This is a genomic window from Mucilaginibacter sp. UR6-11, assembly GCF_020880695.1.
Lineage (GTDB): Bacteria > Bacteroidota > Bacteroidia > Sphingobacteriales > Sphingobacteriaceae > Mucilaginibacter.
In genome coordinates this window covers 62,911-89,814 of record NZ_JAJIWO010000007.1, presented here as the reverse complement: position 1 = coordinate 89,814, position 26,904 = coordinate 62,911, and the positions used below count along the sequence as shown (strand labels likewise).

At 45.7% G+C, this 26,904-nt stretch carries 20 protein-coding genes; 13 read left to right on the top strand and 7 right to left on the bottom strand.

Annotation, left to right across the window (positions count from 1 at the left end; genetic code table 11):
* The first annotated feature begins 126 nt into the window (after nt 1-126).
* From LJ658_RS15940 to LJ658_RS15925, 4 genes are all read left to right on the top strand, one after another.
* Nucleotides 127-1,479: an alpha-L-fucosidase gene (locus tag LJ658_RS15940; RefSeq protein ID WP_230547530.1), complete on the top strand. Its 1,353-nt coding sequence runs from the start codon at nt 127-129 to the stop codon at nt 1,477-1,479.
* Between the two features lie 157 nt (nt 1,480-1,636).
* Nucleotides 1,637-2,029: a hypothetical protein gene (locus tag LJ658_RS15935; protein ID WP_230547529.1), complete on the top strand. Its 393-nt coding sequence runs from the start codon at nt 1,637-1,639 to the stop codon at nt 2,027-2,029.
* A 163-nt stretch (nt 2,030-2,192) separates the two neighbouring features.
* Nucleotides 2,193-3,854, top strand: coding sequence for a UxaA family hydrolase (locus tag LJ658_RS15930; RefSeq protein ID WP_230547528.1), 1,662 nt, complete (start codon nt 2,193-2,195; stop codon nt 3,852-3,854).
* Nucleotides 3,855-4,030: 176 nt separating this feature from the next.
* Entirely contained in the window at nt 4,031-4,318 is a 288-nt protein-coding gene (locus LJ658_RS15925; protein ID WP_230547527.1) for a hypothetical protein, read from the top strand.
* A 147-nt stretch (nt 4,319-4,465) separates the two neighbouring features.
* Here the strand turns inward: LJ658_RS15925 and LJ658_RS15920 are convergent, their stop codons facing one another.
* Nucleotides 4,466-5,296, bottom strand: coding sequence for a glycoside hydrolase family 25 protein (locus LJ658_RS15920; protein ID WP_230547526.1), 831 nt, complete (start codon nt 5,294-5,296; stop codon nt 4,466-4,468).
* Nucleotides 5,297-5,629: 333 nt separating this feature from the next.
* Here LJ658_RS15920 and LJ658_RS15915 point away from each other — a divergent pair, with 333 nt between their 5' ends.
* The 3 genes from LJ658_RS15915 to LJ658_RS15905 all read left to right on the top strand — a co-directional run bounded on the left by LJ658_RS15915 (nt 5,630) and on the right by LJ658_RS15905 (nt 9,261).
* A complete protein-coding gene (locus tag LJ658_RS15915; protein WP_230547525.1) occupies nt 5,630-6,700 on the top strand; it encodes a hypothetical protein in 1,071 nt (356 codons plus the stop codon).
* A gap of 314 nt (nt 6,701-7,014) precedes the next feature.
* Entirely contained in the window at nt 7,015-8,118 is a 1,104-nt protein-coding gene (locus LJ658_RS15910; protein WP_230547524.1) for a hypothetical protein, read from the top strand.
* Between the two features lie 120 nt (nt 8,119-8,238).
* Nucleotides 8,239-9,261, top strand: a complete 1,023-nt coding sequence (locus LJ658_RS15905; protein ID WP_230547523.1) for an LLM class flavin-dependent oxidoreductase — start codon at nt 8,239-8,241, stop codon at nt 9,259-9,261.
* Between the two features lie 136 nt (nt 9,262-9,397).
* Here the strand turns inward: LJ658_RS15905 and LJ658_RS15900 are convergent, their stop codons facing one another.
* Nucleotides 9,398-10,624 (bottom strand): pepsin/retropepsin-like aspartic protease family protein, encoded by a 1,227-nt coding sequence (locus tag LJ658_RS15900; RefSeq protein ID WP_230547522.1) that lies wholly within the window; start codon nt 10,622-10,624, stop codon nt 9,398-9,400.
* 285 nt (nt 10,625-10,909) lie between these two features.
* Here LJ658_RS15900 and LJ658_RS15895 point away from each other — a divergent pair, with 285 nt between their 5' ends.
* A complete protein-coding gene (locus LJ658_RS15895) occupies nt 10,910-12,037 on the top strand; it encodes an AI-2E family transporter (RefSeq protein ID WP_230547521.1) in 1,128 nt (375 codons plus the stop codon).
* A gap of 8 nt (nt 12,038-12,045) precedes the next feature.
* Here LJ658_RS15895 and LJ658_RS15890 read toward each other — a convergent pair whose 3' ends face one another.
* A complete protein-coding gene (locus LJ658_RS15890; protein ID WP_230547520.1) occupies nt 12,046-14,436 on the bottom strand; it encodes an ABC transporter permease in 2,391 nt (796 codons plus the stop codon).
* Nucleotides 14,437-14,692: 256 nt separating this feature from the next.
* On the opposite strand from LJ658_RS15890, the gene LJ658_RS15885 reads away from it, so the two are divergent.
* The 5 genes from LJ658_RS15885 (at nt 14,693) to mgrA (ending at nt 21,052) form a co-directional block, all read left to right on the top strand.
* A complete protein-coding gene (locus tag LJ658_RS15885) occupies nt 14,693-15,397 on the top strand; it encodes a DUF6624 domain-containing protein (RefSeq protein ID WP_230547519.1) in 705 nt (234 codons plus the stop codon).
* A 408-nt stretch (nt 15,398-15,805) separates the two neighbouring features.
* On the top strand, nt 15,806-17,161 hold the full coding sequence (locus LJ658_RS15880) for a Gfo/Idh/MocA family protein (RefSeq protein WP_230547518.1): 1,356 nt from the start codon (nt 15,806-15,808) through the stop codon (nt 17,159-17,161).
* 48 nt (nt 17,162-17,209) lie between these two features.
* The gene (locus tag LJ658_RS15875) at nt 17,210-18,994 is read left to right on the top strand and encodes an alpha-L-fucosidase (protein ID WP_230547517.1); all 1,785 of its coding nucleotides are present in this window, start codon (nt 17,210-17,212) and stop codon (nt 18,992-18,994) included.
* A gap of 9 nt (nt 18,995-19,003) precedes the next feature.
* Nucleotides 19,004-19,837 carry an alpha/beta hydrolase family protein gene (locus LJ658_RS15870; protein ID WP_230547516.1) on the top strand — a complete coding sequence of 278 codons (834 nt, stop codon included), beginning with the start codon at nt 19,004-19,006 and terminating at the stop codon, nt 19,835-19,837.
* A 225-nt stretch (nt 19,838-20,062) separates the two neighbouring features.
* Entirely contained in the window at nt 20,063-21,052 is a 990-nt protein-coding gene (mgrA, locus tag LJ658_RS15865; protein WP_230547515.1) for an L-glyceraldehyde 3-phosphate reductase, read from the top strand.
* A gap of 78 nt (nt 21,053-21,130) precedes the next feature.
* On the opposite strand, the gene LJ658_RS15860 is transcribed toward mgrA, so the two are convergent.
* The 4 genes from LJ658_RS15860 to LJ658_RS15845 all read right to left on the bottom strand — a co-directional run bounded on the left by LJ658_RS15860 (nt 21,131) and on the right by LJ658_RS15845 (nt 26,791).
* On the bottom strand, nt 21,131-21,892 hold the full coding sequence (locus LJ658_RS15860; RefSeq protein WP_230547514.1) for a DUF4382 domain-containing protein: 762 nt from the start codon (nt 21,890-21,892) through the stop codon (nt 21,131-21,133).
* A gap of 136 nt (nt 21,893-22,028) precedes the next feature.
* Complete coding sequence (locus LJ658_RS15855) at nt 22,029-23,975, bottom strand: outer membrane beta-barrel protein (protein WP_230547513.1); 1,947 nt, start codon at nt 23,973-23,975, stop codon at nt 22,029-22,031.
* A gap of 91 nt (nt 23,976-24,066) precedes the next feature.
* Nucleotides 24,067-26,151 (bottom strand): ice-binding family protein, encoded by a 2,085-nt coding sequence (locus tag LJ658_RS15850; RefSeq protein WP_230547512.1) that lies wholly within the window; start codon nt 26,149-26,151, stop codon nt 24,067-24,069.
* Between the two features lie 130 nt (nt 26,152-26,281).
* Nucleotides 26,282-26,791: an AraC family transcriptional regulator gene (locus tag LJ658_RS15845; RefSeq protein ID WP_230547511.1), complete on the bottom strand. Its 510-nt coding sequence runs from the start codon at nt 26,789-26,791 to the stop codon at nt 26,282-26,284.
* Between the last annotated feature and the right edge of the window lie 113 nt (nt 26,792-26,904).

The following is a 26,904-nucleotide window of genomic DNA, read 5'->3' as shown; positions in this document are numbered from 1 at the left end:
GTAAAACTTTGCACCTTAAACAAATGCTTTATTTGTATAACCAATTATAAAAAGGGCGCTGCAAATGTTATCGATATCAAAACATTAAACGCGTAATAAATCAAAACTTTACTAACCTGGATAACCATGATTATTAAAAAACTGCAGTTGTTGTTATTACTGATGTTGCTAAGCCTGCCATCGGTTTTTGCACAAAAAATGATAGGCGCCGAAACGGATGCCCAAAAAGAAAAACGTATGGAGTGGTGGAAAGACAGCCGCTTCGGAATGTTCATCCACTGGGGCCTGTACTCGGGCGCTGCACGGCACGAGTGGGTAAAGCATAATGAGAAGATAGACAACGCCGGTTATCAGAAATATTTCGATCAGTTTAACCCCGATCTTTTTGATCCGCAGAAGTGGGCCAGGGAAGCAAAGTCGGCCGGCATGAAATACGCAGTGCTGACCACCAAGCACCACGAAGGTTTTTGCCTGTTTGATTCAAAATATACCGATTATAAGGCGCCGAACACCCATGCCAAACGTGATCTGGTGCGTGAGTATGTTAACGCTTTCAGAGGTCAGGGCCTAAAGGTTGGATTTTACTATTCGCTGCTGGACTGGCACCACCCTGATTATACCATTGATGAGATCCACCCCCAATCGCCAAAAGATAAAAGTGATGCATCGTACGCGGCGCTAAACAAAAACCGCGACATGGCTAAGTACCGCCAGTACATGCGTAATCAAATTACCGAGTTGCTGACCAACTACGGCAAAATAGATATTATATGGCTTGATTTTTCGTTCCCGCGTAAAGACGGTCATGGTAAAGGTAAGGACGAGTGGGGGGCTGTTGAACTGTTAAAACTGATCAGGAAACTGCAGCCGGGCATTATTGTAGATAACCGCCTTAACCTGGAAGAATATAAAGACGGCGCCGATTTTGAAACACCCGAGCAGGTAAGCACCGCCGAACTGGCTAAATACCGTGGCAAAACCTGGGAAACCTGCCAGACTTTCTCGGGCTCATGGGGCTATTACCGCGATGAGCATACCTGGAAAACTCACCGCCAGCTGCTTGACCTGTTAATTACGTCGGTAAGTAACGGCGGCAATTTAATCCTTAACGTTGGCCCAACCGCACGCGGCGAATTTGACTACCGCGCAACTAACGCGCTGGATAGCCTGAGCACCTGGATGCACGCCAACAGTACGGCAATTTATAACTGTACCTATGCGCCGGATACGTTTAAAATACCGGCCGATACCAAACTAAGCTATAACAAAGCCACCGGCCGCCTATACGTTTTCCTGTATAAATATCCCGAAAATGGTAAGCTTACTTTACCCGGTTACAACGGTAAAATTAAATACGCACAGTTTTTAAATGACCACTCGGAAGTTTTATATAAAACGGATGGCGATGACCTGGAGGTAAAACTTCCGGCTATAAAGCCGGGATTTGAAATTCCGGTGGTTGAGTTGACGTTGAACTAAGGGCCGGGCGAGTAATCACCGCAATAACATCGTTCTTTTTCATCCTGGATTTTAAATTGGTAGGGTAATAATGTGTGCGTAGGGAGTTTTTACCAAAAAGTGACAACAGTCATCACCGGGATTAAAACCTTATGCAATCCTGATTGTAATTGTAACTATGATGCCGTTATCTACCCAGGTTGCCTGGCTTTTTTTGGTTGCTATCCCTGTTGCCTGCATCGCCTGGACGGTTACGCACGAGGAGGTTTTTAAAGAGCCGCGCGAATATTGCCTCAAACAAAGCACCAGCCGCAAAACGCTGCTGGGACGCAAGTTTTTTTACCTGTTTACTTGTGAGTATTGCTTTAGCCATTACGTAACCGTGTTTATATTGATATTAACCGGCTATAAGTTTTTAATGGACGACTGGCGCGGGTATCTGCTGGCCGGCTTTGCCATAGTTTGGGTGGCCAACTTTTATATGAGCATCTTCGCGCTCCTGAAGATCGATATTAAAAAAGAGCGCCTTGAGGCTAAAAAAGAGGAAGACCAGATCAACGGCAAAAAGTAAACTCACCACCGCCGCGAAAACGATTGCGCATTTAGCACGATATTACCATCGCGCTTTTTTATGGTTGACATAAAAGATTAACTAATTTAGTCCACAACTTTCACGGCCAATTAAAAAGGATACTGAAACCATCTTTTGATAGCTAATTCCTGATCAGAATATAATGACAGATAGTATAAATACTTTTTTACAAATACACCCGCATGATAATGTGCTGGTGGCTTTACAGGATATACCCAGGGGAACCGTCGTGCCGTTTAACGGCGATCATATCACCCTGGTTACTGATGTTGCCGCCAAACATAAATTTACGATAACCGACCTGGACACCGACCAGGAAATTTATATGTATGGCGTGCTGGTAGGCAAAACCAACCGGCCCATTGCCAAAGGCAGCGCTATTACGGTAGACAATATACACCATGCCGCCAGTGATTTTAAACTGGGCGAGCGCAAGTTAAACTGGCATAAGCCCGCGGTGGATAAGTTTGCGCAACGGACCTTCCTGGGCTATCACCGTGCGGATGGATCGGTAGGGACGGCTAACTATTGGCTGGTGATACCGCTGGTGTTTTGCGAGAACCGGAACATCATGGTGTTGAAGGACGCTTTGGTAGAGAAACTGGGCTTCCGTAAAGCCAAAACCTATGAGAACGAAGTAGACAGCCTGATCAGCTTATACCAGACCGGCAACTCGGTCGAGTCGATATTAAATGCCGATCTGGAGATGGAACCGGCGGAGAAGGGATCAAAGAAATTATTTGAGAACATTGACGGCATTAAGTTCCTGACCCATGATATGGGCTGCGGCGGTACCAAGACAGACAGCGACGCCTTGTGCGGGTTGCTGGCCGGCTATATCACCCATCCAAACGTGGCGGGCGCTACGGTGCTGAGCCTGGGCTGCCAGCACGCGCAGGCCAGTATCCTGGAAGATGAGATCAGGAAACGCGACCCTAACTTCAGCAAGCCGCTCATTATGCTGGAGCAGCAGAAGATCGGCAGGGAAAGCACCCTGATGCAGGAAGCGTTGAAGCAGACCTTTGCCGGCCTCATCGTCGCCAACAAGCTGGAGCGGGCCCCGGCACCTATCAGCAAGATCTGTATCGGGTTGGAGTGCGGCGGGTCCGACGGGTTTTCGGGCATCTCGGCAAACCCGGCGCTGGGCTATGTGTCTGACGTGCTGGTGAGCCTGGGCGGCAGCGTGATACTGGCCGAGTTCCCCGAACTTTGTGGCGTTGAGCAGGAGCTGAGCGACCGTTGTGTTGATGTGGAGACCGCGCAGAAATTCATGCACCTGATGCGGACCTATAACGCCCGCGCAGAGGCCGATGGCTCGGGCTTTTACGCCAACCCGTCGCCCGGCAATATTAAGGACGGCTTAATTACCGACGCTATCAAATCTGCCGGCGCGGCAAAAAAGGCCGGCAATTCGCCGGTGGCGGCTGTGCTGGATTACCCAGAGAAGGTTACCAAGCCCGGCCTTAATTTACTGTGTACCCCCGGCAGCGATGTGGAAAGCACTACGGCCGAGGTTGCCTCGGGCGCTACCATTGTTTTGTTCACTACCGGGCTGGGCACGCCCACAGGCAACCCCATAACGCCGGTTATCAAGCTGTCAACCAATACCCGCATCTATCAGCGCATGCCCGATATCATTGACATTAACTGCGGTACCATAATTGAGGGTACCGAAACCATAGACCAGGCCGGCGAGCGTATTTTAAACTATGTGATAGACGTTGCCAGCGGCGTGGTACAACCCAAATCGGTACAACTGGGCCAGGATGATTTCATCCCGTGGAAAAGAGGGGTGTCGCTTTAAGTGATCCAAAATAAAGTGGATTAGCTGGATCAGCCGGATCACTGTTTTTGGTTAATTTATTGATAGCTAAGTAGTTGATTAACCGGTGCGGATCACTTTGGATCATACTTATTCGTCTGTATTTTTAGCCTGGTTTACAAAACTGTAATTTTGCATCAGCCTTGTTTGCTTATCCGATGAAAACATTAACCGAATTTAAAGAATCACTGAACTTAGAAGAACCCCTTAGCGGACTTCCGGTACAGTTAAAAAGCCTTTGGTATGATGCTAAAGGCGACTGGCCTAAAGCACACGCGCAGGTTGACCAGCTGACAGACCGCCAATCGGCATGGGTACATGCCTACCTGCACCGTAAGGAAGGCGATATTTGGAATGCCGACTACTGGTACAGCAAGGCGCAGCGTACCCGACCTGATACATCTCTGGAAAGGGAATGGGAAGAATTAGTGAAAGCGTTTCTTTGATTGAATAAGCAAGAAATTTCCTGTTGGCCAGGTTTATAAACCGGACTTGATTTACGGGAGACTTCCAATCCTCATAGCCAATGCCCTTAGCGGATCAGGATACCGGAAAACTAAAACGAGGTTACGGTGTCGATAAATCGCGCTGTATTAATGCACCAATAAGCGCTGAAAATCTAAGCTATCTCCTTTAAACGCGTTAAAGTCAACCACATGGTTTATCCCGTTAACCCGTGCTATGTCCGAATGTTGCCAAAACCACCAGTTGGTGCCTTCGGTTAATTTTAGCTCCTCCTGGTAATAATGGGCTATCCATAGGGGATAACCGTCAAAATGCCCTGCCAGATAATCTTTATAAAAACTGATACCGGTATAAATGATCGGTTTATTACCGGTTGACTTTTCTACTTTACTGATAAACGTTCGCAGTTCCTTTCGCATCCTGGCCGGTGGCACACCATCCAGTACCTCAATATCTACTACTGCAGGCAAATCGCCCTTTTCCAGCGTCACATTCTGCAGGAAGAAGCGCGCCTGCCACAGCCCATCCTTCTTAGGCCGGAAAAAGTGATATGCGCCGCAAATTATCCCCGCCTTCGCGCCTTCCCGCCAGTTCCGTTTAAAATATGGATCAACCGTTAGTAAACCTTCCGTCGCTTTGATAAAAGCGAACCTGATCCGTACGCTATCCTCCTGCATCGCTCTTACCTGCAGCCAGTCGATCTTTCCCTGCGCGTAAGATACATCGATTCCGTGCAGCTTATACTTAACCGGGATCTTAATTCCGAAACTATGGTAGGTACGGTAATTGGGCGATTCGCCTATATCCGCTACCCATTGCCAGGTGGCGCTGAACATTTTGAGCACATAACCGTAATAAAAGGGTGACAGGATAACCAGCAGGAAGCCTGTAAAAGCCAGTTTCAAGGAAACACTTCCTTTTTTCTTCACCGGCTTACGTTTGGGTTTTGCTTTGGCCACAGGGCGAAAATACGATTTAGCGGCAAAAAATCACCATCCCCTCAACTGGTCCAAGTCAGCGTAAGCGGTGAGCCGGCCGGTTAATGGGATGTAGGAAGGCGACTGGCCTAAAGCGCATGCGCAGGTTGACCACCTGACAGACCGCCAATCTGCATGGGTACATACCTGCCTGCACCGTAAGGAGGGCGATAACTGGAATGCCGACTACTGGTACCGCAAGGCAGCGTACCCGACCTGAGATCTCACTGGAAAAGGAATGGGAAGGAATTAGTGAAAGCGTTTCTTTGATACTCATTTTATAAAATGGTATTTTAGTGCAAACCTTTAACGCTTATGCACATCAATCTGTTTAATCCAATAAAATGCCTAATTTTCCTGTTCTTATCGATGTTGCTGGTAACGGGATGTAAAGATAAAACTGAGAAAAAGGTCACAAGGAAAACCGTTAGGGTAACCCGACAGGAAAACAGGCCAAAGGTGTCGCCCGATACAGCAGCAATTGACCCTGCAAAATTAGGATGCCTGCTTACAACTTATCGTTACAGCTACGATCCGCAAACCTTTTCGCCGGGCACATTTAATAAAATTACCTATGTATATAACGCTATTAAGGGAACTGCAAAGGTGATTGATAGTTTACCGTTTAACACCCCTGTAAATATTTTAAAGGAATACCGCGATTATTTCCTGGTTTGTACGCCTAAATTAAAAAGTGGATATATTAAAAAACCTGACCTGTATTTTCAATCTTTTTACGGAGGTGAAGATACCTCCTATTTAGTGGGTATTGCCAAATACCCGCCACATTTATCAGAAGTTGATGATGACGTTACTTGCGAGCCCGGAATAGTGAAATTCATAAAAACAGGCAAGTCTCAAAAGATATTAAATACGTATACAGATACGATTGAAGGAGCACATTATCAAATAAATAAACTCAGTTCTTCTGCACTTAAAAATTCTGTGGGCATTTTTCACCTCACTTACAGTTGCATGCATGATATTGAAGACGATATGGATTTATTCGTTATTGATAACGGCAAAAAGTTATCGCGTTTATTTTTGGCAGGCGGCTCGGGCGATGGCGGTTATTATGATGATACCAGGATATATTTACCGATACAGGTGACAAATGGTAAAAAAATTGTCTTGGCCAAAAATGGCGTATTATCTGTTGATGACACCAAGCCCCAATTAGAAATTTTTCTTTACCCCAAAGACTGCGGTATAGCCATAGACGAATTAATTGTTGTACAAAGTATACAAGTGGAGCCGGTTGGCGATGACAAACCAAAGTACAATAACGACGGAACTGAAGCTGAGAATCTGACTATAGAATTTACAAAATACTTCCGTTGGGATGGTAATAAGCTTAAACTGATCAGGACAATAAAAGGCAAATAATTTTTCCGCGGCTTGGATTGTAATCCCGGACCAGATACCGGGGATTTGTAATGCTCAAACGCAATAGCATTAATGGTCGAAGTTTTCAACGTCGTCCTACGATGTTATAAGCTTTCAGCTTATCTGTAATGGTATAGTTAAGCTGAAAGCTTAACACATTTTGGGTAGAAGTTAGCTAACGCTAAACTTCTACCAGTGGAGGAATAAACTGTTTATCAATATTTTACATTTGGATTGATCATTTTTTATTTGATAAAGGCAACGCTTCGTCCGGGCCGGGCGTATTGCAATAAACTTTATCAAAAAATTAAAAGATGAGTAATATGTTACCCAAACTAACTACCGGGTTGGCCGCCCTGGTTATATGTTATACCTTATCATCATGTTATAAAACTAAAAAACATGACGGGCCATTACCTCACGACCCCACGCCCGTAACTACCGGTAACCCGCCATTGCCGGCTACGAACGCACAGTGGGTGCACATTAATGCTTTACCGGCCGACAGTATAACCGCCCTTGAAATGGCCGGCAACGTGATATATGCGGCTTCTGCGCCAACCGGTAAAATATACACGAGCACTGACAACGGCGCCAACTGGACATCAACCACGGCTATGGGTACAGGCGTACATATCTCGGCGATAGCCATAGGTAACGGTAAGATCTTCGCCGGCAATTTTTATGGCACAATGTATTCCAGCGGCGATAACGGCCAAACCTGGACCAACGAGGGCGCCCCAACCAACGCCGTAACTTCTTTTATCAAATGGTACAATGAACTGTATTGCTCTTCGTATGATAACTTTGGCAAGGGCGTCTTAAAGCTGAATAGTACTAATAATAAATGGGAGCCAGCGCTAACCTTGGGTCTTGGCGACGTGCGTGTATCAAAGCTCGCCGTATTTAACAACTATTTTGTTGCTGCCACCAGCGATTTCTTAGCTGTTTACGACCCGGCCGCGCAAATATGGCATACCAAAGATTATGTAGACATCAGCCAATCGCGCTATAAAAACACCCGTTTCCCAAGCTATGTGATCGATATGATTTATGACCAGGGCAGCGCGTTGGCACAAGCATATGTTGGCAACGATGATCAGCAAATGATTTTGCGTACCGACGACCAGGGAGCAACTTTATACCCGGATACCATAGGCATCAGGGCTGATGCCTATGAGGATAAATACCTGATGCGGGGCATGCTTTTGGGCATTAATAAAATCTATACGGTAACTAACCAGTATAAAGGAAATGCGGGTATATGGATACAGCACCGCGATAAAGGAGCCCCGGCAGGTACAACCTGGGCAAGGGACGAAGAGTTTTTGCCGGGCGTTTATGCTTATGCGATCAGGCAATTCAATAATACCTTATTTTTAGCCACTACTAAGGGTTTGTATTACAAGACCTTGTAGCGCTGCTATGCCAGCCAAAATGTTGAAGACATCCTGCCTGCACTATCCTATTATTTACCAAACCATGACCTGCCGTACCGCCCGGCTGCTTACATTTGCCATCAAAACATTGAGCATCTGATGAAGAAAATAGGATTTTTATCATTCGGGCATTGGTCTGATCATCCCGCGTATCAAACCCGCACCGCGGGCGATACCTTGCTGCAGTCGATAGACCTGGCTGTAGCTGCGGAAGAAATAGGTTTGGATGGTGCCTATTTCCGGGTTCATCATTTTGCGCGCCAGCTGGCATCGCCGTTCCCGTTGCTTGCGGCAATCAGCGCCAAAACCAGCAAAATAGAGATCGGGACCGGCGTGATAGATATGCGTTATGAAAACCCGATGTATATGGTGGAAGATGCCGGCGCTGCCGACCTGATTTCCGAGGGCCGTTTACAATTGGGCATCAGCCGGGGTTCGCCGGAGCAGGTGATTGAGGGCTGGCGCTATTTTGGCTATCAACCCGAAGAGGGTCGGGACGATGCCGATATGGGGCGGCAAAAAGCTTTGGAGTTTTTAGAGAAATTAAAGGGCAAGGGCTTTGCCCAGCCTAACCCGTACCCGATGTTCCCGAACCCACCGGGATTGTTACGACTGGAGCCGCATTCGGAAGGATTGCGCGAACGGATCTGGTGGGGCGCTGCCTCCAACGCAACTGCGGTTTGGGCCGCCGAGAATGGTATGCACCTGCAAAGTTCGACCCTGAAGTTTGACGAAAGCGGCGAGCCGCTGCATATCCAGCAGGCTAAACAGATCAGGCTATATAAAGAAGCCTGGAAAAAAGCCGGGCACCAGCGCGAACCGAGAGTTTCGGTAAGCCGCTCCATTTTTGCATTAATAACAGACCAGGACAGGCTTTACTTCGGCCAACAGGGTAAATCGGCTGATAGCTTTGGTTACATCGAGGCTGATAAACGCGCGGTATTCGGGAAGAGTTACGCAGCCGAACCGGATCAGCTGATCAAAGAACTGGCTGAGGACGAAGCGATAAAAGAAGCGGATACATTGTTACTAACCATACCCAACACGTTAGGGGTTGATTACAATGTCCATGTGCTGTCGGCTATTTTAGAGCATGTTGCCCCCGCATTGGGCTGGCGGTAAAAGTTAGCCGCCAGTTTTTTCAGTCACCCCGCGTCGGTGTGTTCAAAAAAAGCGACGGACCTGTGCGCTTCCCTTCCCTGGGAGGGTGTAGGACGGATTTAACAAAGCGGCGAAACCCCTCCCTGCCACTTCACAATTATTTCCGGGTCGCGTTTGTTGTTACGCTTTTAAACGGAGTTGTAATTAACCGGTTAGCTTTCACATAAATCACATTATTTTGATAGTCAATAATCGTATTGAACCTTTTTAAAATATCCATACCTAAAACACCTGTACCGGGATCGTGTTCAGCCGGATTTTCCAAATTGACCGGAACCTGTTTTAATTTATAGTTGCCAAATATAAATGCCGGTAACAATGCGGTTTCTGTTTTGATGGCCCCGTTTCCTGCGCCGGTGCTTTTTGACTCGCCAATGATGGTCATCGTTCCATAAAGGTTATTCTGGCTCAGGAATCCCTGGTTGAAGAAAAGGCAGCCTGTCGCGCCCATGTCAAATAAAAAATCGGCAGTATATTTCTTACCATAAATAATTAGGGTGCCCGGTACTGAGGGTACCTCTCCGCCGTTTAATTGCATCTCAAATTTGGCGTATCCTTTGCCGGGCACAAAGCTAGTGTCGTGGATGATCATCAATTTCTTTTCATAATCAAGTTCAATGACCTTATCCTCAAATACATTATATCCTATGGTGCCGTCTCCTTCGCCAATTTGTTTATTAATAAACATCACCTGCTCATTATTCCACTTTAATTTTGCGACTTCCAAATCATTGAAATCACTGGTCCGCCTGGTTTCCACGCCGCCCGTTGCACGATTGACGACCTCACCATCAAATTTCAGTTTAGCACCTTTCTTAAAAGCAGAAGGAAATAAGATCGTATTGTCGGCTCCATCATCAAAAAAGAATTTTAGGGTTGCCGAACCGTTTACTTTGCCTGTAATATATACCCTGTTGTCGTTACCTAAGATGAATGGAATGGTGTCAGCGGAAATTATACAAGAACGACAGTCTTTATAATAATTGCTTCTGATCGTCGAAATTTGTGTGTAACAGGTGTCCTTTTGATTCAGTAACACCATAAAATCATAAGTCTGTCGCGGGGTTACGGTGAAGGAAATAGAATCGATATCTGAATAAAAGGTAATCGTTGTTTTCGTTTTAAACCGGTGTGCGTAATAAATATCCTTCTTAACATCAGGAGAGACGGTCCAGTAGCCTTTATAAAAATTGTGTCCGTCCCTGACGTTCAAATCCTTCGTATTCGTCCTCAAAACGGGGATTTTTACCTGGGCTATCGCTACATTGAGCGAACAGAGGCTGGCAAACAAAAGACCAGCAGCTAAAATTTTATAAACTTTCATTTTGATTTTTCAGACAACAGGTACAATTCGGCGTTCGCAAAGAAACCACATAAATCTAAAAAAAGAGAATGAATTTTAATGCCCCGGATTTATCGCTATCAATTAACCACTTCACAATACAATTCCGGACCGGCGCCGGTAAAAAATATAATGCTCCGTTTTGCGCCGGTGTATGTTCTTAAACCTTACATTTATTGTGCACCATTTCGCCCGGCAAACTAAAAGAGCGTTACGGTGTTCATAGATCGCGGTGTATATTTAGGACATCGTTAAACCAATAGAGTAATGGACCTGAAAACATTTAGCAATTTCCCTTTTTATATCAAGCTGGCCGCAGTATTATTCAGCTTGCTGGCCATGGGTTTCATCGTAATTATGGCCAAGGAAATACTGGCTCCGCTTATTTTTTCGTGTTTATTCTCTATCTTACTATTGCCGGTGGCGGCTTTTTTTGAGTATAAGGTACGCTTGCCCCGCAGCGCTGCATCCATGGTAGCGGTAGTGCTGCTGCTTACTTTTATAGGTGTATTGATCTATGTTATCGGTACGCAGGTAGCCGACCTGTTTAAAGAGTGGCCGCAGTTTCAGGCGCAGATCAAAAATTCGCTTTGGGAGTTCAGGGGCTGGGTTCAGGACAATTTCCACATTACCCGGGGCAAACAGCTTAGGGTAGCTTCCGAAGCCACCAGTAAAGTGCTTTCGCCGGATACAGCCGCAGTAGGTGCAACAGTATTATCCGTATCGGCTGTCTTGTTGTTCCTGGTGTTTACGTTTATTTATACGTTTTTCTTTTTATTGTACCGTACGCTTATCTTAAAGTTCCTGGAGTCTGTTTTCCTGAAAGAAAACAAGTCTACCGTTTATGAGATCATGGAGCAGGTACAATATATCATCCGTAAATACATTATCGGCCTGCTTATCGAAATGGGTATTGTGGCCGTGGGGGTGAGCACGGCGTTTACGCTGATGGGGGTGAGGTATGCCATTTTGCTGGGCCTGCTTACCGGTTTGCTTAATGTCATTCCCTATGTAGGTATTTTTACGGCGCTGGTACTTAGCGCGATAGTTACGCTGGGCACCTCGCAGGACAGCACGCAGGCTGTTTGGGTGATTGTTACCCTGGTTGTAACGCACCTGGTAGACAGTAATGTTTTGCTGCCGCTGGTAGTGGGATCAAAAGTAAGGATCAACGCTTTGATCACCGTATTGGGCGTATTTGCGGGCGAAATGATCTGGGGTATTCCGGGCATGTTCCTGTCTATCCCCTGTATCGCTGTTTTAAAAATCATTTTCGACCGTGTAGAGGGCCTGCAGCCCTGGGGTATTATACTGGGCGATGAAGAAAAGAAACAAAATAAACTGGCAACCCGGCTGATGGTGAAAAGAAAGAAGATAGCCGCGGAGACTGATTAAAAGTGACTCTATTCGCTCCTCAAACTATCCGCCGGGTTGGCCAGCGCTGCTTTTACCGATTGGAAACTGATGGTCATAAAAGCGATAAATATGGCTACTATACCTGCTGATGCCAGGATGTACCACTGGATGTTCACCCGGTAAGCAAAGTCCTGCAACCATTTATGCATGACAAACCAGGCCAGGGGCGATGCGATGAGGATAGCGATAAAAACCAGTTTAATAAAATCCATTGATAACATACCGACAATAGTGCTTACGGTTGCCCCTAATACTTTGCGGATGCCAATTTCCTTATTACGCTGTTCGGCAGCGTAAGCCGCCAATCCAAATAAACCCAGGCAGGCTATTAAAATGGCTAAGGTGCTAAATGATATAAAGAGCCTGCCTATGCGTTGCTCGGCACGGTAGGTGGCGTCAAAGTCCTGGTCCATAAACGAATAGCTTAATTGCTGGCCCGGCGACAGGCCCTTCCATTTGCTTTCTATCTGCGATAATAAGGCGGGTAAACTGGCGGTCTTTACCCGGGCAGTGATAGCTCCGTAGTCTTCGTTATAAACCATGGCCACCGGTTTGATCTGATCCCGTAAAGAACTGAAATTAAAATCCTTGACCACCCCGATAATATGAAAAGCCTGCAGGCCAAAACTAAAACGGTATACGGTTTTGTTTAATGCGTCTTTAAAACCAAACCGTTTAATAAAGGCTTCATTTACAATTAATGCCGATGAATCAGAACTGATCTGCGCTGAGAAATTGCGGCCGGCAATTAAATGGATGCCCAGTGTGCCAATATAGTTTTCATCAACGGGCCAAAAGTCCGACAAAACATCCTGTTTAATATCAATAGGTACTGACGGAAATAAGCCGGTTATGTTGCGCTCGTCGCCGGTGGGCAGGTAAGTACTCATGGTGGCATTGAGCACGCCGGGCATTTGCCTGATCTCCTGTCTTAAGATCTTTGCCCGCGGGCCCAGTACCGCGGTGTTTTTTACCACCAGCATTTGGTCGCGGTTAAAGCCCAGGTCCTTGTTATGAATAAATTGCAGCTGGTTATAAATAACCAGCGTGCCGATGATAAGGAAGATAGAAATAGAAAACTGGAACACCACCAAAAAGCTACGCAAAAAACTGCCTTTAAAACCGGCAGATAATTTGCCCTTCAGCACATCTATCGGCCGGAATGCCGACAGGAAAAACGCCGGGTATGACCCCGCCAGGAAACCGATAGCCAACACGCCAAACAGCAACGCAGGCAGGAGCCAGGCCATGGAGCCGGCTGTAAAAGCCAGGTGTTTTACCGCCAGCTGGTTAAAAAATGGCAATAGCGCCCAGGCAAGTACTACGGCGATGATAGCGGAAACCAGGGTCACCAAAAACGATTCGGCTAAAAACTGGAAGATCAAATATTTACGGGCCGAGCCCAGCACCTTGCGCACCCCCACCTCGCGGGCCCGGTTTGAAGAACGAGCGGTTGACAGGTTCATGAAGTTAACGCAGGCAATAAGCAAAATAAATGCGGCGATTACCGAAAAAATATACACATACTGCATGCTCCCTTTTTCTGACAGTTCATATTGGCTAACCGAGTGAAGATGTAAATTGAGCAGGGGGGTTAAAGTATAACTAAGGTAGTTTCCGTTGGTATGCATAGATGGGGGATAATGCTTGTAGGCAATGGCCTGCATCTCGCTTTCCAGTTTTTTAATATTGGCGCCGGGTTTAAGCAATAAGTAATTGTGGATACCGCTGTAGCCCCAGCCGCCCCTGCCTGATTCGGGTATAGACGAATACGATAAAAAGAAATCATAATTAAAGTGTGATTGCGACGGGATGTCTTTGATCACGGCGGTGATCTTGTACAAACTGGTATCGTTAACCGTTAGCACCTGGCCAACAGCATTGGTATGGTTAAAGTATTTTTGGGCGGCACTTTGGGTAATAACAGCCGTATGCGGCTCATCTAAGGCCGGTTTGCCGCTTATGGCCGGTAACGTAAAAATATCAAAGGTCCTGGAGTCGGTAAAAACAACCTGCTTTTCCTGGATATTGTTATTTCCTTTCCTCATGCGGAACTTTTGTGAAGACAGGAATAAGGTGTTTACTGGGATAAACCGGGCCTGCTTCTCTATTTCGGGCATATCCTTTATGGCGTACAATAAAGGTTTTTCTGTACCTGCGTATGATTGCTCGTTACCATTTAACCGGGCATTTTCGGTAATGCGGTAAATGTGGCTGGCTTTGGTGTTAAACTTATCGTAACTCAATTCGTCCACCACGTAAAAAACAATCAGCAAACAGGTGGCCAACCCGGCAGATAAGCCTAAAATATTCAATACCGTAAAGCCTTTATTTTTTAAAAGCGTGCGGTAAGCGGTCTTTAAAAAGTTCCTGATCATGACTTAGGGGTGTAAAGTATACCAAATGCTTTTAAAATATCGTGCCTTTATTGTAATTAATTGATTTTCAATTATTTACTATGTATTTATTGTTTTTGAACTGTATCAAAAACGTACGCTAAACGTACGGTTTTAGCGGGAGAGCAACTTGTACAGACCGGTAAACAGTTTTACCGGATTTTTTTAAAGAAATAGTAAATCTGCGAAACTTTCGTAATTTTATTAAGCATACAAACCTTTAAACCTGTTACAACCTATGAAAAGAACACTGCTCATTATTGCCTGCCTGATTGCCGGCAATTGCTTTGCTCAATCTAAGATCAACTTACAACTGAAAGCGCAGCTTGATACGATTTTGCAAACTGACCAGGGGATACGCGAATTTATGGACACCAGTACCAACGAAAAAAGGAAGGATACGCTGGCAATGGTGTTGGGCTATCCAAAAGATACCTTAAAAAACCAGCAATGGAATATTATGGGTAAGATAGATGGGGCCAATGTTGCAAAGGTTGAACGTATAATTGCTCAATATGGTTATCCGGGAAAAACAATGGTGGGCGAGCCGGAAAATACGACCGTGTTTTTTGTGATACAGCACTCAAATAAGATAGAGAAATATTATTCGCTGATAGCGGAGGCCGGAAAAAAGGGCGAATTACCTTTTAAATATGTGGCAATGATGCTTGACCGGAAACTCTCAAACGAAAATAAGGAGCAGATTTACGGCACCCAGATGTATTTTCAAAACGTTATTAACCCTAAAACCGGCAAAAAAGATCTGCAATTTGGATATGTGCGGCCTATTAAGGACGCCGCAAACGTAAATAAACGTCGTAAGGAAGCAGGGTTTGATACCACGGTAGAGGAGAATGCCAGGCGGTTTGACATCGTCTACAAACCGTATACTTTTGAGCAAATTGAAAAGATTAAGAAAGGTGAGCTAGCCATCGGTAATTAAATTAATGGGCAGTTGTACTAAGTACCGCGACGTTTGGCATCATAAACACAAATCTGGTATATAGTTGTCAGTAATAGCATCAGCAACGGCGATCATTAAATTCTGTGATTACACTGCCCGCGTTAGTGATGGTAGCGGATACCGGCCGTGCGCCTAAGGCCTGAAGGCGTATGAGCGTACAGCACGGCCCGGAGGGAACGCCATTAAAGATCTTGAAACAAGTTCAGGATGGCCTGGTGTTATATTACTAACACTTCATTGGCGCAAGTCTTACTGCTAAGTTCAATCACACATCTTCATAACCAAATTATTACACAAACGCCTTCTCAATTCATACCTGTGGTTGGTAAATAATTGTAACTTTAATTTCCAAACAAAACTATAAACAACCAATTATTCCAAACCCTCATGGAAAAAAGAAGAGAATTTATTAAAAAGGTTGCTATTACTACCGGCGGCCTTGCGTTAGGCAGCAAAACATTTGGCTTTACTGCCAAAAGTTATAACCGGATAATAGGCGCTAATGATCGTATCCATGTTGCCATTATTGGCCTTAACGGGCGCGGCGGCAGTATGTGTACCACATTTGCCAAACAGCCAAATTGCCTGGTAAACACGGTTTGCGATGTGGATTCGCGTACCATCCCCATAACACAAAAAAAGGTGGCAGCAGCCAGCAAACTAACCGACGGCCCTAAAGGCGAAGGTGACGTGCGCAAGGTGATGCAGGATAAAGATATTGATGCCATTTACATAGCCACCCCCGACCACTGGCACGCGCCTATGGCTATAATGGGTTGCCAGGCCGGTAAACATGTGTATGTTGAAAAACCGGTTAGCCATAACCCGCATGAAGGCGAAATGGCCGTAGCCGCCGCCCGTAAATATAACCGTATCGTACAGATGGGGGCTCAGCGCCGCTCGTCGCCCCTGGCTATACAGTGCGTTGAAGAATTACATGGCGGGGTTATCGGCCGCGTTTATTTTGCAAAAGCCTGGTATACCAATAACCGTAAAGCTACTTATCTTAAACCGTCGGCTGTGCCTGACTGGTTAAACTATGACTTATGGCAGGGCCCTGCGCCGCGCAAGCCTTACCAGGACGGACTGATCCATTACAACTGGCATTGGTTTTGGGATTACGGTACCGGCGAGGCCTTAAACAATGGTACGCACGAGGTTGATCTGGCCCGCTGGGGATTAGGTGTTGACCTGCCAACCCGGGTATCATCAGTAGGGGGGCGGTATCAGTTTAAGGACGACTGGCAAACGCCGGACACCCAGATCGTAACCATGGATTACCCCAACCGGGTATCGCTGATGTGGGAGAACCGCAGCTCGAACGGGATGAAGATAGAGGGTGCAGAGCGTGGCGTAATATTTTATGGCGATAACGGCAGCGTAAGCACTGATGGCGAAGAATATACGATCTATGATCAAAACGGTAAATTAGTTAAAGCTGTTAAAAAGCAGGGACCTGCAGAAGACGCAGGCATACAGGGCCGCAATACCGCCAGCCCGAGTTTGGGTATGGATGCACAGCACGTTGCTAACTTTTTAGAAAGTATCCGTAATAACAAAAGGCCAAACTGCGATGTGGAGCTGGGTTATAAGAGTGTTGTTGCCATGCAGTTGGGTAACATATCCTGGCGCGTTGGCCGCGATCTGCACCTCGACCCTAAAAATGCCCATATCCTTAATGACCCGGAAGCACAGAAATTGTGGAGCCGTACTTATGAGCCGGGATGGGCGCCCAAAGTTTAATTTCAGTAAAATATCACCTTATTAATTAAAACTAAAATACAATCAACAATGCGGAAATATACCGGTTTAGGCAGTGCCTTATTGGCTTCGGCTGCTTTAATTTTATGCTCGGGTGCGGCCAGCGCCGATGTCCCTGCGAAAAATCCAAAGACAAAAAAAGCGATAGTAAAACATGCTGTGGTTGAAACCTCGCGTATGGCGTGGTGGAGCAAGGCCCGTTTTGGTATGTTTATCCATTGGGGCGTGTATAGCGTGCCGGCAGGTGTGTATGATGGGAACAAGATCCCCGGACTGGGCGAGTGGATCATGCACGACGCTAAAATTCCGGTAGATAAATACCAGGCCTACGCCAAAGATTTTAACCCAACCGCATATGATCCTGAAAAATGGGTGCTGACCGCTAAAGCTGCCGGTGTTAAGTACATTGTAATTACCACCAAGCACCATGACGGCTTTGCCATGTTCGACTCGAAAGCCAGCGACTGGAACATCGTGAAAAGAACGCCGTATGGCAAGGATGTTATCAAAATGCTGGCTGATGCCTGTCGTAAATATGGCATGAAACTGGGCTTTTACTACTCGCAGGCTAACGACTGGAACAACCCGGGCGGCGCGGCAGCAGGCGGGCACTGGGATAAAAAACAGGATGGCAGCTTTGATGATTATTTAGATAAGGTAGCTATCCCGCAGATAAAAGAGATCCTGACCAACTATGGCGATGTGGCCGAGTTGTGGTGGGACGTGCCTACGGATATGACCAAAGAGCGTGCAGCTAAGATCACCCCGTTGCTGGCCAAATATCCCAACATTATTACCAATAACCGTTTAGGCGGTGGTGTGCAGGGCGACCTGGAAACCCCGGAACAATACATACCGGCAACCGGCATACCGGGCCGCTACTGGGAAGCCTGTATGACCATGAACGATACCTGGGGCTTTAAAACCTATGACGAGCATTGGAAGTCAAGCCAAACACTGATCCGTAATTTGGTGGACATTGCATCAAAGGGTGGTAACTATTTATTAAATGTCGGCCCAAAATCAAATGGTGAATTCCCGCAGCCTATTGTAGAAAGATTAAAAGCAATGGGCGATTGGCTGAAAGTAAACGGCGAAGCTATTTATGGCACCACGGCCAGTCCGTTCCGTAAACTGCCGTGGGGTAGGTGTACAACCCAAGAGCAAGCCGACGGTAATACTACCCTTTACCTGCATGTATTTGACTGGCCAACTGATGGCAGGTTGATAGTGCCGGGATTAGATAACCAGGTATTGTCTGCAAAATTGCTGGCTAACGGAGCCGTCTTAAAAAGCAGAAAAACAGCTGATGGTGTTTCTATAGCTGTACCCGCATCAGCTTTAGATGCAAACGCGACGGTTATTAAACTGATCATACAAGGCAAACCTGTTGTTACGCCGTATATTCAATCGGCAGATGCTGATGGCTCATTCGTACTAAGCCCTGTCGATGCTGATACCAAAGGCGGCGTACAATCAGAACATAACCCGCCAAATTTAGGTTATTGGACCAGCGCCGAAGCCACAGCATCATGGCAAATTAAAGTAACCAGGCCGGGCCTGTACACCGTGGAGGCCCCGGTGGCGGCTATCAACGAAGGTAATGTCATCAACATCGCTGTTGATACTCACCCGATGAAAGTAATAATAACAACCACCGTAAAAGCCACCGGTAGTGATGGTAAATACGAAAATAATAACTTCGGGAAGGTGAACATTAATAAGGCTGGCATAGCTACCATTACCGTTACGCCGTCGGCCCAAAACTGGCAGCATATTAACCTGCGTGCCATCACCTTTAAACCCGTAAACTAACTAATAACGATGAAGAAAAATTTATTGGCTATAGCTTTCCTCCTGCTTGCTGTAACGTTTGTAAAAGCGGCAAAGGTTGATACCGTTGAAACATACAGCAATGCTATGCACAAAAAAATAAAGGCGCTGGTTATCACTCCCGCAGATTATGAGCAGGGCAAAGCTTACCCGGTGGTTTATTTATTACATGGTGCGGGCGGTAACTATAAGCAGTTTTACGGGCTTAACCCCGGCATTGCTATCTGGGCCGATATCTATCACCTGATGATTGTTTGTGCCGACGGCGGTATCACCAGCTGGTATTTTGACAGCCCTATAGATCCAAACTTTAAGTATGAAACTTATGTAACCAAGGAGTTGATAGGCTATATCGACAAAAATTATAAAACTATTAAAAACAAAACCGGCCGTGCAATTTCGGGCCTGAGCATGGGCGGGCATGGTGCCATGTACCTGGCAATCCGTCACCAGGATCTGTTTGGCGCGGTTGGCAGCATGAGCGGTGGGGTTGATATCCGCCCGTTCCCTGATAACTGGGATATGGCCAAACGCCTGGGGAAATACAACGAGTACCCGGAGAACTGGGAGAAGAATACGGTAACTAATATGCTGTACCTCATTACACCAAAATCATTAGCCATAACTTTTGATTGCGGGGTGGACGATTTCTTTTTTAAAGTGAATACAGAGTTGCACGAAAAAATGCTGGAACGCAACATCCCGCATGATTTTACGGCACGCCCCGGTGCGCATACATCACAGTATTGGGCAAACTCTGTCCAATATCACCTGTTGTTCTTTAATAACTATTTCAGGAAGGCTAACCCGGAATTAAATAACTAAAAGACGCTACCGTCCCTGCAGTGTCCCCGAGTTGGGAGGCTTTGAGGGGATGAGAATAAATAAGAAAGAGCAGCCTTGTGCCATTCCCTTCCAACGGGAGGGTGTAGGGAGGGGTTAATGAAGACGTATCGTCGTATAACCCCTTTCTGCTATTTCACAGCCCGGCACACCCTCCCGTGTGTAGGGAAGGTCAATAACGAATATCGAACACTATAATAACTAACCATGTCTTACCAACCATCACCAGAAAGATACCAATCCATGCCCTATAAACGCAGCGGCAAAAGCGGCTTAAAGCTGCCTGCTGTATCATTGGGCCTATGGCATAACTTTGGGTATTACGACCAAATGGAAAACTGCCGTAATATCCTTAAAACCGCTTTTGATAACGGCGTTACCCATATTGACCTGGCCAATAATTACGGCCCCCCTCCGGGATCGGCCGAAGAGAATTTTGGCAGGATATTGCATACGGATTTCAGGGACCATCGCGATGAGCTCATCATATCATCAAAAGCAGGCTACACCATGTGGGACGGCCCTTATGGCGACTGGGGAACCAAAAAATACCTGGTGTCAAGCCTTGACCAAAGCCTGAAACGCATGAAGCTGGATTACGTGGATATTTTTTATCATCATCGTCCCGATCCTGAAACACCGCTGGAGGAAACCATGGCGGCACTTGACCTGATTGTCCGCCAGGGGAAAGCGCTGTATGTTGGTATCTCAAATTACAAAGCACCCGAAGCCAAGCAAGCTATCCAGATGTTAAAACAAATGGGTACGCCTGTTATCATCCATCAACCTAAATACTCGATGTTTGAGCGCTGGGTTGAAGATGGCTTATTGGATGTGCTGGAAGAAGAGGGCGTAGGTTGTATCCCGTTCTCGCCATTGGCGCAGGGGTTATTAACCGATAAGTATCTGAAAGGCATCCCGGCAGATTCGCGCGCCGTAAAAATCGGCGACTCGCTGACCGAGGACAGCATCACACCCGATAAAATTGAAAAAATTAAAAAGTTAAATGAGCTGGCCAAACAAAGAGGGCAGAAGCTGGCCCACATGGCGCTGTCATGGATCTTAAAGGATGATCGCATCACCTCGGTACTGGTAGGAGCCAGCAAGCCGGAGCAATTGCTTGACTCGTTAAAATGCCTGGAGAATATCAAATTTACCCGGGAAGAGCTTACCATTATTGATGATATCCTGAAATAGATACCGTTGCTAATTAATTAAAAAACAACAAAAAAGGCTTCGTTACGAAGCCTTTTTTGTTATATGCAATATTATTTATTATTGGGTGATCGTAACGGCACCCATGTCTTTCACAGTGCCGGTGGTTACTACAACATTGCTAATTGTCTTAACTGCATACGGGCTAACAGGCATAAATTTTACGCTGTAAGTACCGGCAGAAAGACCCGGGAAATAAAATTTTCCGGTTGCATCGGCAACTGTGCCTACGGTGTCGGTTCCTGCTATGGCATATACCTTTGGATAAGAAGCCATTGGTGTAACAGTACCGGTAAGGGCACCGGATACGGCGTCAGCTATGGCGCGTATAACCGGTTTTAAAATATACTTACCGTTACCTGTGGTTACTATAGATTGTCCGGCATCAAAATCAAGGTGCAGCGTATAAGCTATACCTGCGGTTAAGTTATCATGAACGTTTAATTTAACGCCTGATGTTTGTCCGCTTGGTGTATTCAGATCGTAAGATACGCCGTTTACTACCACCCTGTTACCGGTTGAGTTAAGTACCAGACGCACCTGTTGGATAGTTCCGGCAGGGATATCCTGCTCTGCCAACAATGTGTCTTTTCCTAATCTAAAACGAAGGATATCGATAGGCCCGCCACCAACAGCAAGGGTATGCTCGCCATTAGCCGTTACTACAACAACGCTTTTAATACTTAAAATAACGGCATCGTAGGGTCCGGGGCCGTCTGTCAGTTTAACCGTAACATGCGCGGTACTGGACGTGTTGCTTTTTGTACATGATGCCAGGCCCAAACCTAGAAGAGCGGCAGACAAAAAAATTAGTTTTCTCATAATAGTTGTTTAATTAATAGGGGTGAATTGATTTAACATTTGCTGAAAGCAAACATCCCCGATGTGTTGACTAACTTAATGTAAGTCAACAGCATCGGGGATGAATGATGCTTTTAGATTTTAGCAGTAACTTTTATTAGTTTACCGGTATGATATCAATAATAACCGTTCTGTTATAAAAGCGTTCTTCTGGTAAATTATTATCAAAAGGTGAGTGAGCCGGATCTGCGCCAAAGCCTGAAGTATCAAACTTAACATTGCTCACACCTAAGTTTGCCAATGCGCGTTCAATAACTTGTTGGGTTTGTTGCGCCCTGCTTTCAGACAATTTTTGATTATAAACGCCTTCTCCTATAATATCTGTATGCCCGTGTATAACTACATTGGCACCATTGGTTATTAGCGGAGCTACCTTATTGGTAAGGAACTTATTGTACGAAGCAATAGTTGTTGCCTGGTCAAAGCTGAATATAATGCTGTAACGAAGACCCTTTAAAGCTTTTTCATCCTGACGTGCCAGGTGAACGGTGCCTTCTTTCTTAACTAGCGTACCGTTTTTGGTTTCGCCGGTCATGGTTACGGTATAATCGCCTGCCGGGCTTGTACCTAATATGGTTCTGCCTGGTATGCTTTCCACATCCTTGTAATAAGGGCCGTAATGTTGCGTGGTGCCGTTTGCGCCAACTACATCAACATACCATGATTTAAGTAGTTGTTGTGCCGAGTCAACCGTTAAAACAACATGGCTGTCAAGCGGGTCCTCTTGTGAATCAACAATTTGAACAGGTTTCATCATTCCGCCACCTACTTCGCCCAACAATTGCGGCGAGGTGCTTTCAATATCAACCCGGCGATTTTCTGCGCCCAAAAGATCAAGATTTTTGGTGCCGCCTATTTTTTCAGACGGTGGATGCGGTTTGAAACTGCCTTGTACAGCAATACGTGAGCCGTCAATACCAAACACCGTAACCAGGTATTGTTTTACTGACGAGGCCATTGCTCTGCCATCGGCAGGGCCGGCAGCAGATGCGCCGTTTAACACGATAGCCGCAGACGGATTTGAACGCATACGGTCGCCAACAACATTTAATACATTATGGTAGGTATTTAACTGCGCGGCAGAACGTCCCGGCATATTACCTGATTTTGGTTGTTGTAATTGTACTTCTCTAAAAGCGGCAGCTTCATTTGCACTAAGCAAAACATAGCGGCTTGGGATGCTGGTTGACGATTCATCAAAAAACACTGCATTTAACAAAGGCAGGGTCTCACTTACTTCACGTCTTGGAAGTGTTTTTGGTGCGCGTATAGCCAAAGTAAATTCATGTGCCGGTGCAGCTGTTACCATTGGTAAAGGCGGCGTTATTTGTTCTGCGGTTTTGTGGCCTTTTCCAAATTTTAGCGCCATGCCCAACCGTACGGTTTGTATTGACATACTTTCGATACTACGCGGTTCCTGTCCAAAATATGGCTGATAAGAAACAAACGGCGACAAGCTTACTTTGGTAACGCTTGTAGCTTTTGATAACATAATGTCATAACCCATACCAATTTGGCCGGATACCTGGATCTTTTTAGTATCACTTAAAGTACCAGACGTATTTGGCTGATTAACCTGGGTGTATGAAAAATCATTTTTGATGTTGTAAGCCACACGTGGTCCTGCAAAAAAATACAGGTCGGTAGTATTAAATCCTAAACGCAAACTAGGTTCAACCGATACGTAGTTGATGTCTGTATGTAAAGTGGCAAGGCAGTTACAAGGTGCAATAACATCTTTGTATTTAGCGCCGCGGGCATCATAAGCTACATTTAACATAATACCCCAGATACGCGTAGGGCGGTACTCAACCAGCAAAGAAGCATACGGGCGGATGCCAAAAGCCTTATGAAAAGCAGTAGGAACTACCAAAGAGTTGTTTAATGTTTGGGTTGTACCGTCATACCAATTGGCGTTTGCGGCACCTGATACACCAAACCACCAGGTTGGCTGGGTAATTTGCGCCCGGGTGGTGGTGTATGCAAAAATCATCATCATAAAGCATAATGTGAATTTTTGAAGCTGTTTATATATGTTTAGCATAATATTTTATTTAAATTAATTTTTAAGATATTTTTTTGATTAATCATTCCCCGCTTCATTTTGAAACGGGGAATGAATTAATAGCTTAAGACTATGGTGTATTAATGGTTGTATTTACCATAGTAACCGAAGCTACCAGAGAAATTGCACGGCCATTAAGGACGGTTTGAACAACGTTGCCTGCAGTTGAGAAGGTAACACCCGCCGAAGCTATAATGGTACCAACCATTACACCGCCACCGGCGCCATTAATGGTGGCCGAACTGCCTACATACCAGTATACATTTTGCGCCTGGGCACCATTCTTTAAGATAATGCTGCGCGCACCTGTTGGCCCGGCAATACCTACCGTTAATGATGTTGGTGCCTGGAATACCCATACCGCATTCGGATCGCCCTGTGCGTCAAGCGTCAGGTTGCCGTTGGTGATTTTAAATGTGCCGGCTGCAGATTTATAAGTGCCGGGAGCTAACGTAAGACCTCCCAGTTCGCCTGCGCCCGGATCTGTACCACCTGGCCTGTTAGCCGGTGATATGCTGATATAAAACGCGTTTGCAGCGGCTAATGCCTGCGTAGCTATTGCGAATTTTGGAGCTGTACCCGGGAATGGCGGAGCAGAATAAATACCGCCCGTTACCAAACCTACATTAAGCGGGGTCTCGGTATAAACATCATTAGTTAAGCCATCATGGAAACCTGTGACTGCGGTAGATACAGCAGTGGTTCCGATAGACCCGTTATTAATTACCGTATTTATACCCTGGTTAGTTACACCGGCGCTTCCGCCAAAGGCTCCGAAGATCGAGCTGAATAATGGTGCTACCGACGGTATTGCTATAAAGTTGGCGGTAATGTTTTTATTTGAATTCATGACAACCGTTAGTGGGTTTGCACCACCTGCTGCGTCGCCGCTCCATGACGAGAACGTAAAGCCTGCGTTAGGCGTAGCCGTAAGCACAACCGTGGATCCCGAATTGTAGGTTGCCTGATTAGGATTTTTAGCAACCGTTCCGTTAACGGCAGTTACATTTAAAGTGTACACGTTTTGCGTAAAATTAGCAACCAACGTTCTGTTACCGTTTAACGGGAAAGTATAGGCCGGGCTGGTAGATACGGTAAGTCCGTTTTCTTTCCAGTCAACAAATGTATAGCCCGGATTGGTTGTAGCGGTTGCAGTTACTGATGTACCTGCCGCATACGGACCTGAACCGGTGGTTGAACCACCCGCTGCCGGGTTAGACGATAATACCAATGCAAACTGCGACGCCGGAATAATAGCGAAATTAGCTACCAGGGTTTTGTCTGCCACTAAAAGGAATGTATAACCAGGGCTGGTTGAAACAACGACTCCGCCAACTGTCCAGTTAACAAATGTGTAACCGGCGGTTGGTGTGGCCGTTACTGTTACGTTAGTGCCCGCGTTAAATGAGCCGCCACCAGTGGTTGTGCCCCCAACAATTGGATTTGACGACAACACAACAGCAAACTGACCAGGTACAACAACGCTATAGTTAGCAACTAACGCTCTGTTACCGGCCATTTTGAAAGGATAACTTGAACTGGTTGATACCACTGTTCCGTTTTCTGTCCAGTTGGCAAAAATATAACCGGCGTTAGGCGTAGCCGTTACGGCAACAGCAGCCCCTTGCGCAAATGTTCCGCCGCCCGTGGTTACACCACCTGCTACCGGGTTAGATGCTACCGTAACCTGTGGTATGGTGGTAAATGACCAATCATAATTACTGGTTAATGCGGTATGAAATTTATCGGCAGCACCTTTAGTTATAGTGGCATTGTAAACCGTGAAGGGTAATAATGGTACGGCTGGTGTAAAGGTAAATACCGCCGGATTTGTTGTGGGCGCTACCGTGCCCGAGATAGCTGTGGCACCTTGTTTTACAATAAATGTGCTGCTTGTTATTGTAGCTGCATCCATTGGGGTATTAAAGGTTGCTGTAATAACCTTAGTTAATACTACATCTACCGCTTTATCCATCGGGTCGCTAACCACTAACGGGCAAACGCCTTCAACAGGTACGAAATTGTCTTTCTTGCATCCTAGTGCAAGGGTTATTAGCAAGAGCGGTAATAACCAGGCTGATTTTAATTTTTTGGGATGCCATTTGCTGAAAAGCATTTGTATACGATCCGTAGGGGTAGTAATTTTTTCTTTCATGGGATTATTTAAAAAATGTGAACTAGTTAGTTAAACTCTGTTGAACAGAACTTAACACCTTACAAACGTACCCCACATCATAGGGTCATCTGTTACACAATTTTTTAAATAAGTTCTATAATTCACACATCTACGATAGCTGCAGGCTATTGCACTCTGTGTATTTAAAGTGAGAGGGGGTAACACCGGTTACCTTTTTAAACTGGGTAGATAAATGGGCAACGCTGCTGTAATGCAGTTTCCAGGAAATTTGAGTAAGGGTAAGCTCCTGGTTGCAAATCAACTCTTTTACCCGCCTGATCTTATTGATGATTACAAAATTTTCAATAGTTGAACCTTGCGTATCAGAGAATACGTTGGCCAGGTAAGTGTAATCGAGATTTAACTTTTTGCTTAAGTAATTAGAAAAATTTGTTTTTAGCGGCTCATCAAAATTGTTGATCATCTCTAATATCACCGTTTTAATTTTTTCTATCAGGATGGTTTTCCGGTCATCTGTCAGTTCCAGTCCGGCTTTTAATAAAGCTGCTTTAAGTTTACTTATTTGGTCAGCAGATAAGGTCTCCTCAATTTCTGCCCGGCCCAATTCTATTGATATACAATGCAGGTCGAGTTTTTCTAACTCAAATTTTACTACCATTTGGCAGCTTAAGCAAACCATGTTTTTTATAAAAAGCTTCATCGCACTACTTATTACAAAGCAAGTGCCCGTATTAATTTCTGCCCTTTTTACGATACGCTGCTTTTAAAATG

What these genes read in the sequence shown, in the direction of transcription:
- LJ658_RS15940 (WP_230547530.1), top strand. Translation starts at nt 127, where the DNA reads ATGATTATTAAAAAACTGCAGTTGTTGTTATTACTGATGTTGCTAAGC.
- LJ658_RS15935 (WP_230547529.1), top strand. Translation starts at nt 1,637, where the DNA reads ATGATGCCGTTATCTACCCAGGTTGCCTGGCTTTTTTTGGTTGCTATC.
- LJ658_RS15930 (WP_230547528.1), top strand. Translation starts at nt 2,193, where the DNA reads ATGACAGATAGTATAAATACTTTTTTACAAATACACCCGCATGATAAT.
- LJ658_RS15925 (WP_230547527.1), top strand. Translation starts at nt 4,031, where the DNA reads ATGAAAACATTAACCGAATTTAAAGAATCACTGAACTTAGAAGAACCC.
- LJ658_RS15915 (WP_230547525.1), top strand. Translation starts at nt 5,630, where the DNA reads ATGCACATCAATCTGTTTAATCCAATAAAATGCCTAATTTTCCTGTTC.
- LJ658_RS15910 (WP_230547524.1), top strand. Translation starts at nt 7,015, where the DNA reads ATGAGTAATATGTTACCCAAACTAACTACCGGGTTGGCCGCCCTGGTT.
- LJ658_RS15905 (WP_230547523.1), top strand. Translation starts at nt 8,239, where the DNA reads ATGAAGAAAATAGGATTTTTATCATTCGGGCATTGGTCTGATCATCCC.
- LJ658_RS15900 (WP_230547522.1), bottom strand. Translation starts at nt 10,624, where the DNA reads ATGAAAGTTTATAAAATTTTAGCTGCTGGTCTTTTGTTTGCCAGCCTC.
- LJ658_RS15895 (WP_230547521.1), top strand. Translation starts at nt 10,910, where the DNA reads ATGGACCTGAAAACATTTAGCAATTTCCCTTTTTATATCAAGCTGGCC.
- LJ658_RS15890 (WP_230547520.1), bottom strand. Translation starts at nt 14,436, where the DNA reads ATGATCAGGAACTTTTTAAAGACCGCTTACCGCACGCTTTTAAAAAAT.
- LJ658_RS15885 (WP_230547519.1), top strand. Translation starts at nt 14,693, where the DNA reads ATGAAAAGAACACTGCTCATTATTGCCTGCCTGATTGCCGGCAATTGC.
- LJ658_RS15880 (WP_230547518.1), top strand. Translation starts at nt 15,806, where the DNA reads ATGGAAAAAAGAAGAGAATTTATTAAAAAGGTTGCTATTACTACCGGC.
- LJ658_RS15875 (WP_230547517.1), top strand. Translation starts at nt 17,210, where the DNA reads ATGCGGAAATATACCGGTTTAGGCAGTGCCTTATTGGCTTCGGCTGCT.
- LJ658_RS15870 (WP_230547516.1), top strand. Translation starts at nt 19,004, where the DNA reads ATGAAGAAAAATTTATTGGCTATAGCTTTCCTCCTGCTTGCTGTAACG.
- mgrA (WP_230547515.1), top strand. Translation starts at nt 20,063, where the DNA reads ATGTCTTACCAACCATCACCAGAAAGATACCAATCCATGCCCTATAAA.
- LJ658_RS15860 (WP_230547514.1), bottom strand. Translation starts at nt 21,892, where the DNA reads ATGAGAAAACTAATTTTTTTGTCTGCCGCTCTTCTAGGTTTGGGCCTG.
- LJ658_RS15855 (WP_230547513.1), bottom strand. Translation starts at nt 23,975, where the DNA reads ATGCTAAACATATATAAACAGCTTCAAAAATTCACATTATGCTTTATG.
- LJ658_RS15850 (WP_230547512.1), bottom strand. Translation starts at nt 26,151, where the DNA reads ATGAAAGAAAAAATTACTACCCCTACGGATCGTATACAAATGCTTTTC.
- LJ658_RS15845 (WP_230547511.1), bottom strand. Translation starts at nt 26,791, where the DNA reads ATGGTAGTAAAATTTGAGTTAGAAAAACTCGACCTGCATTGTATATCA.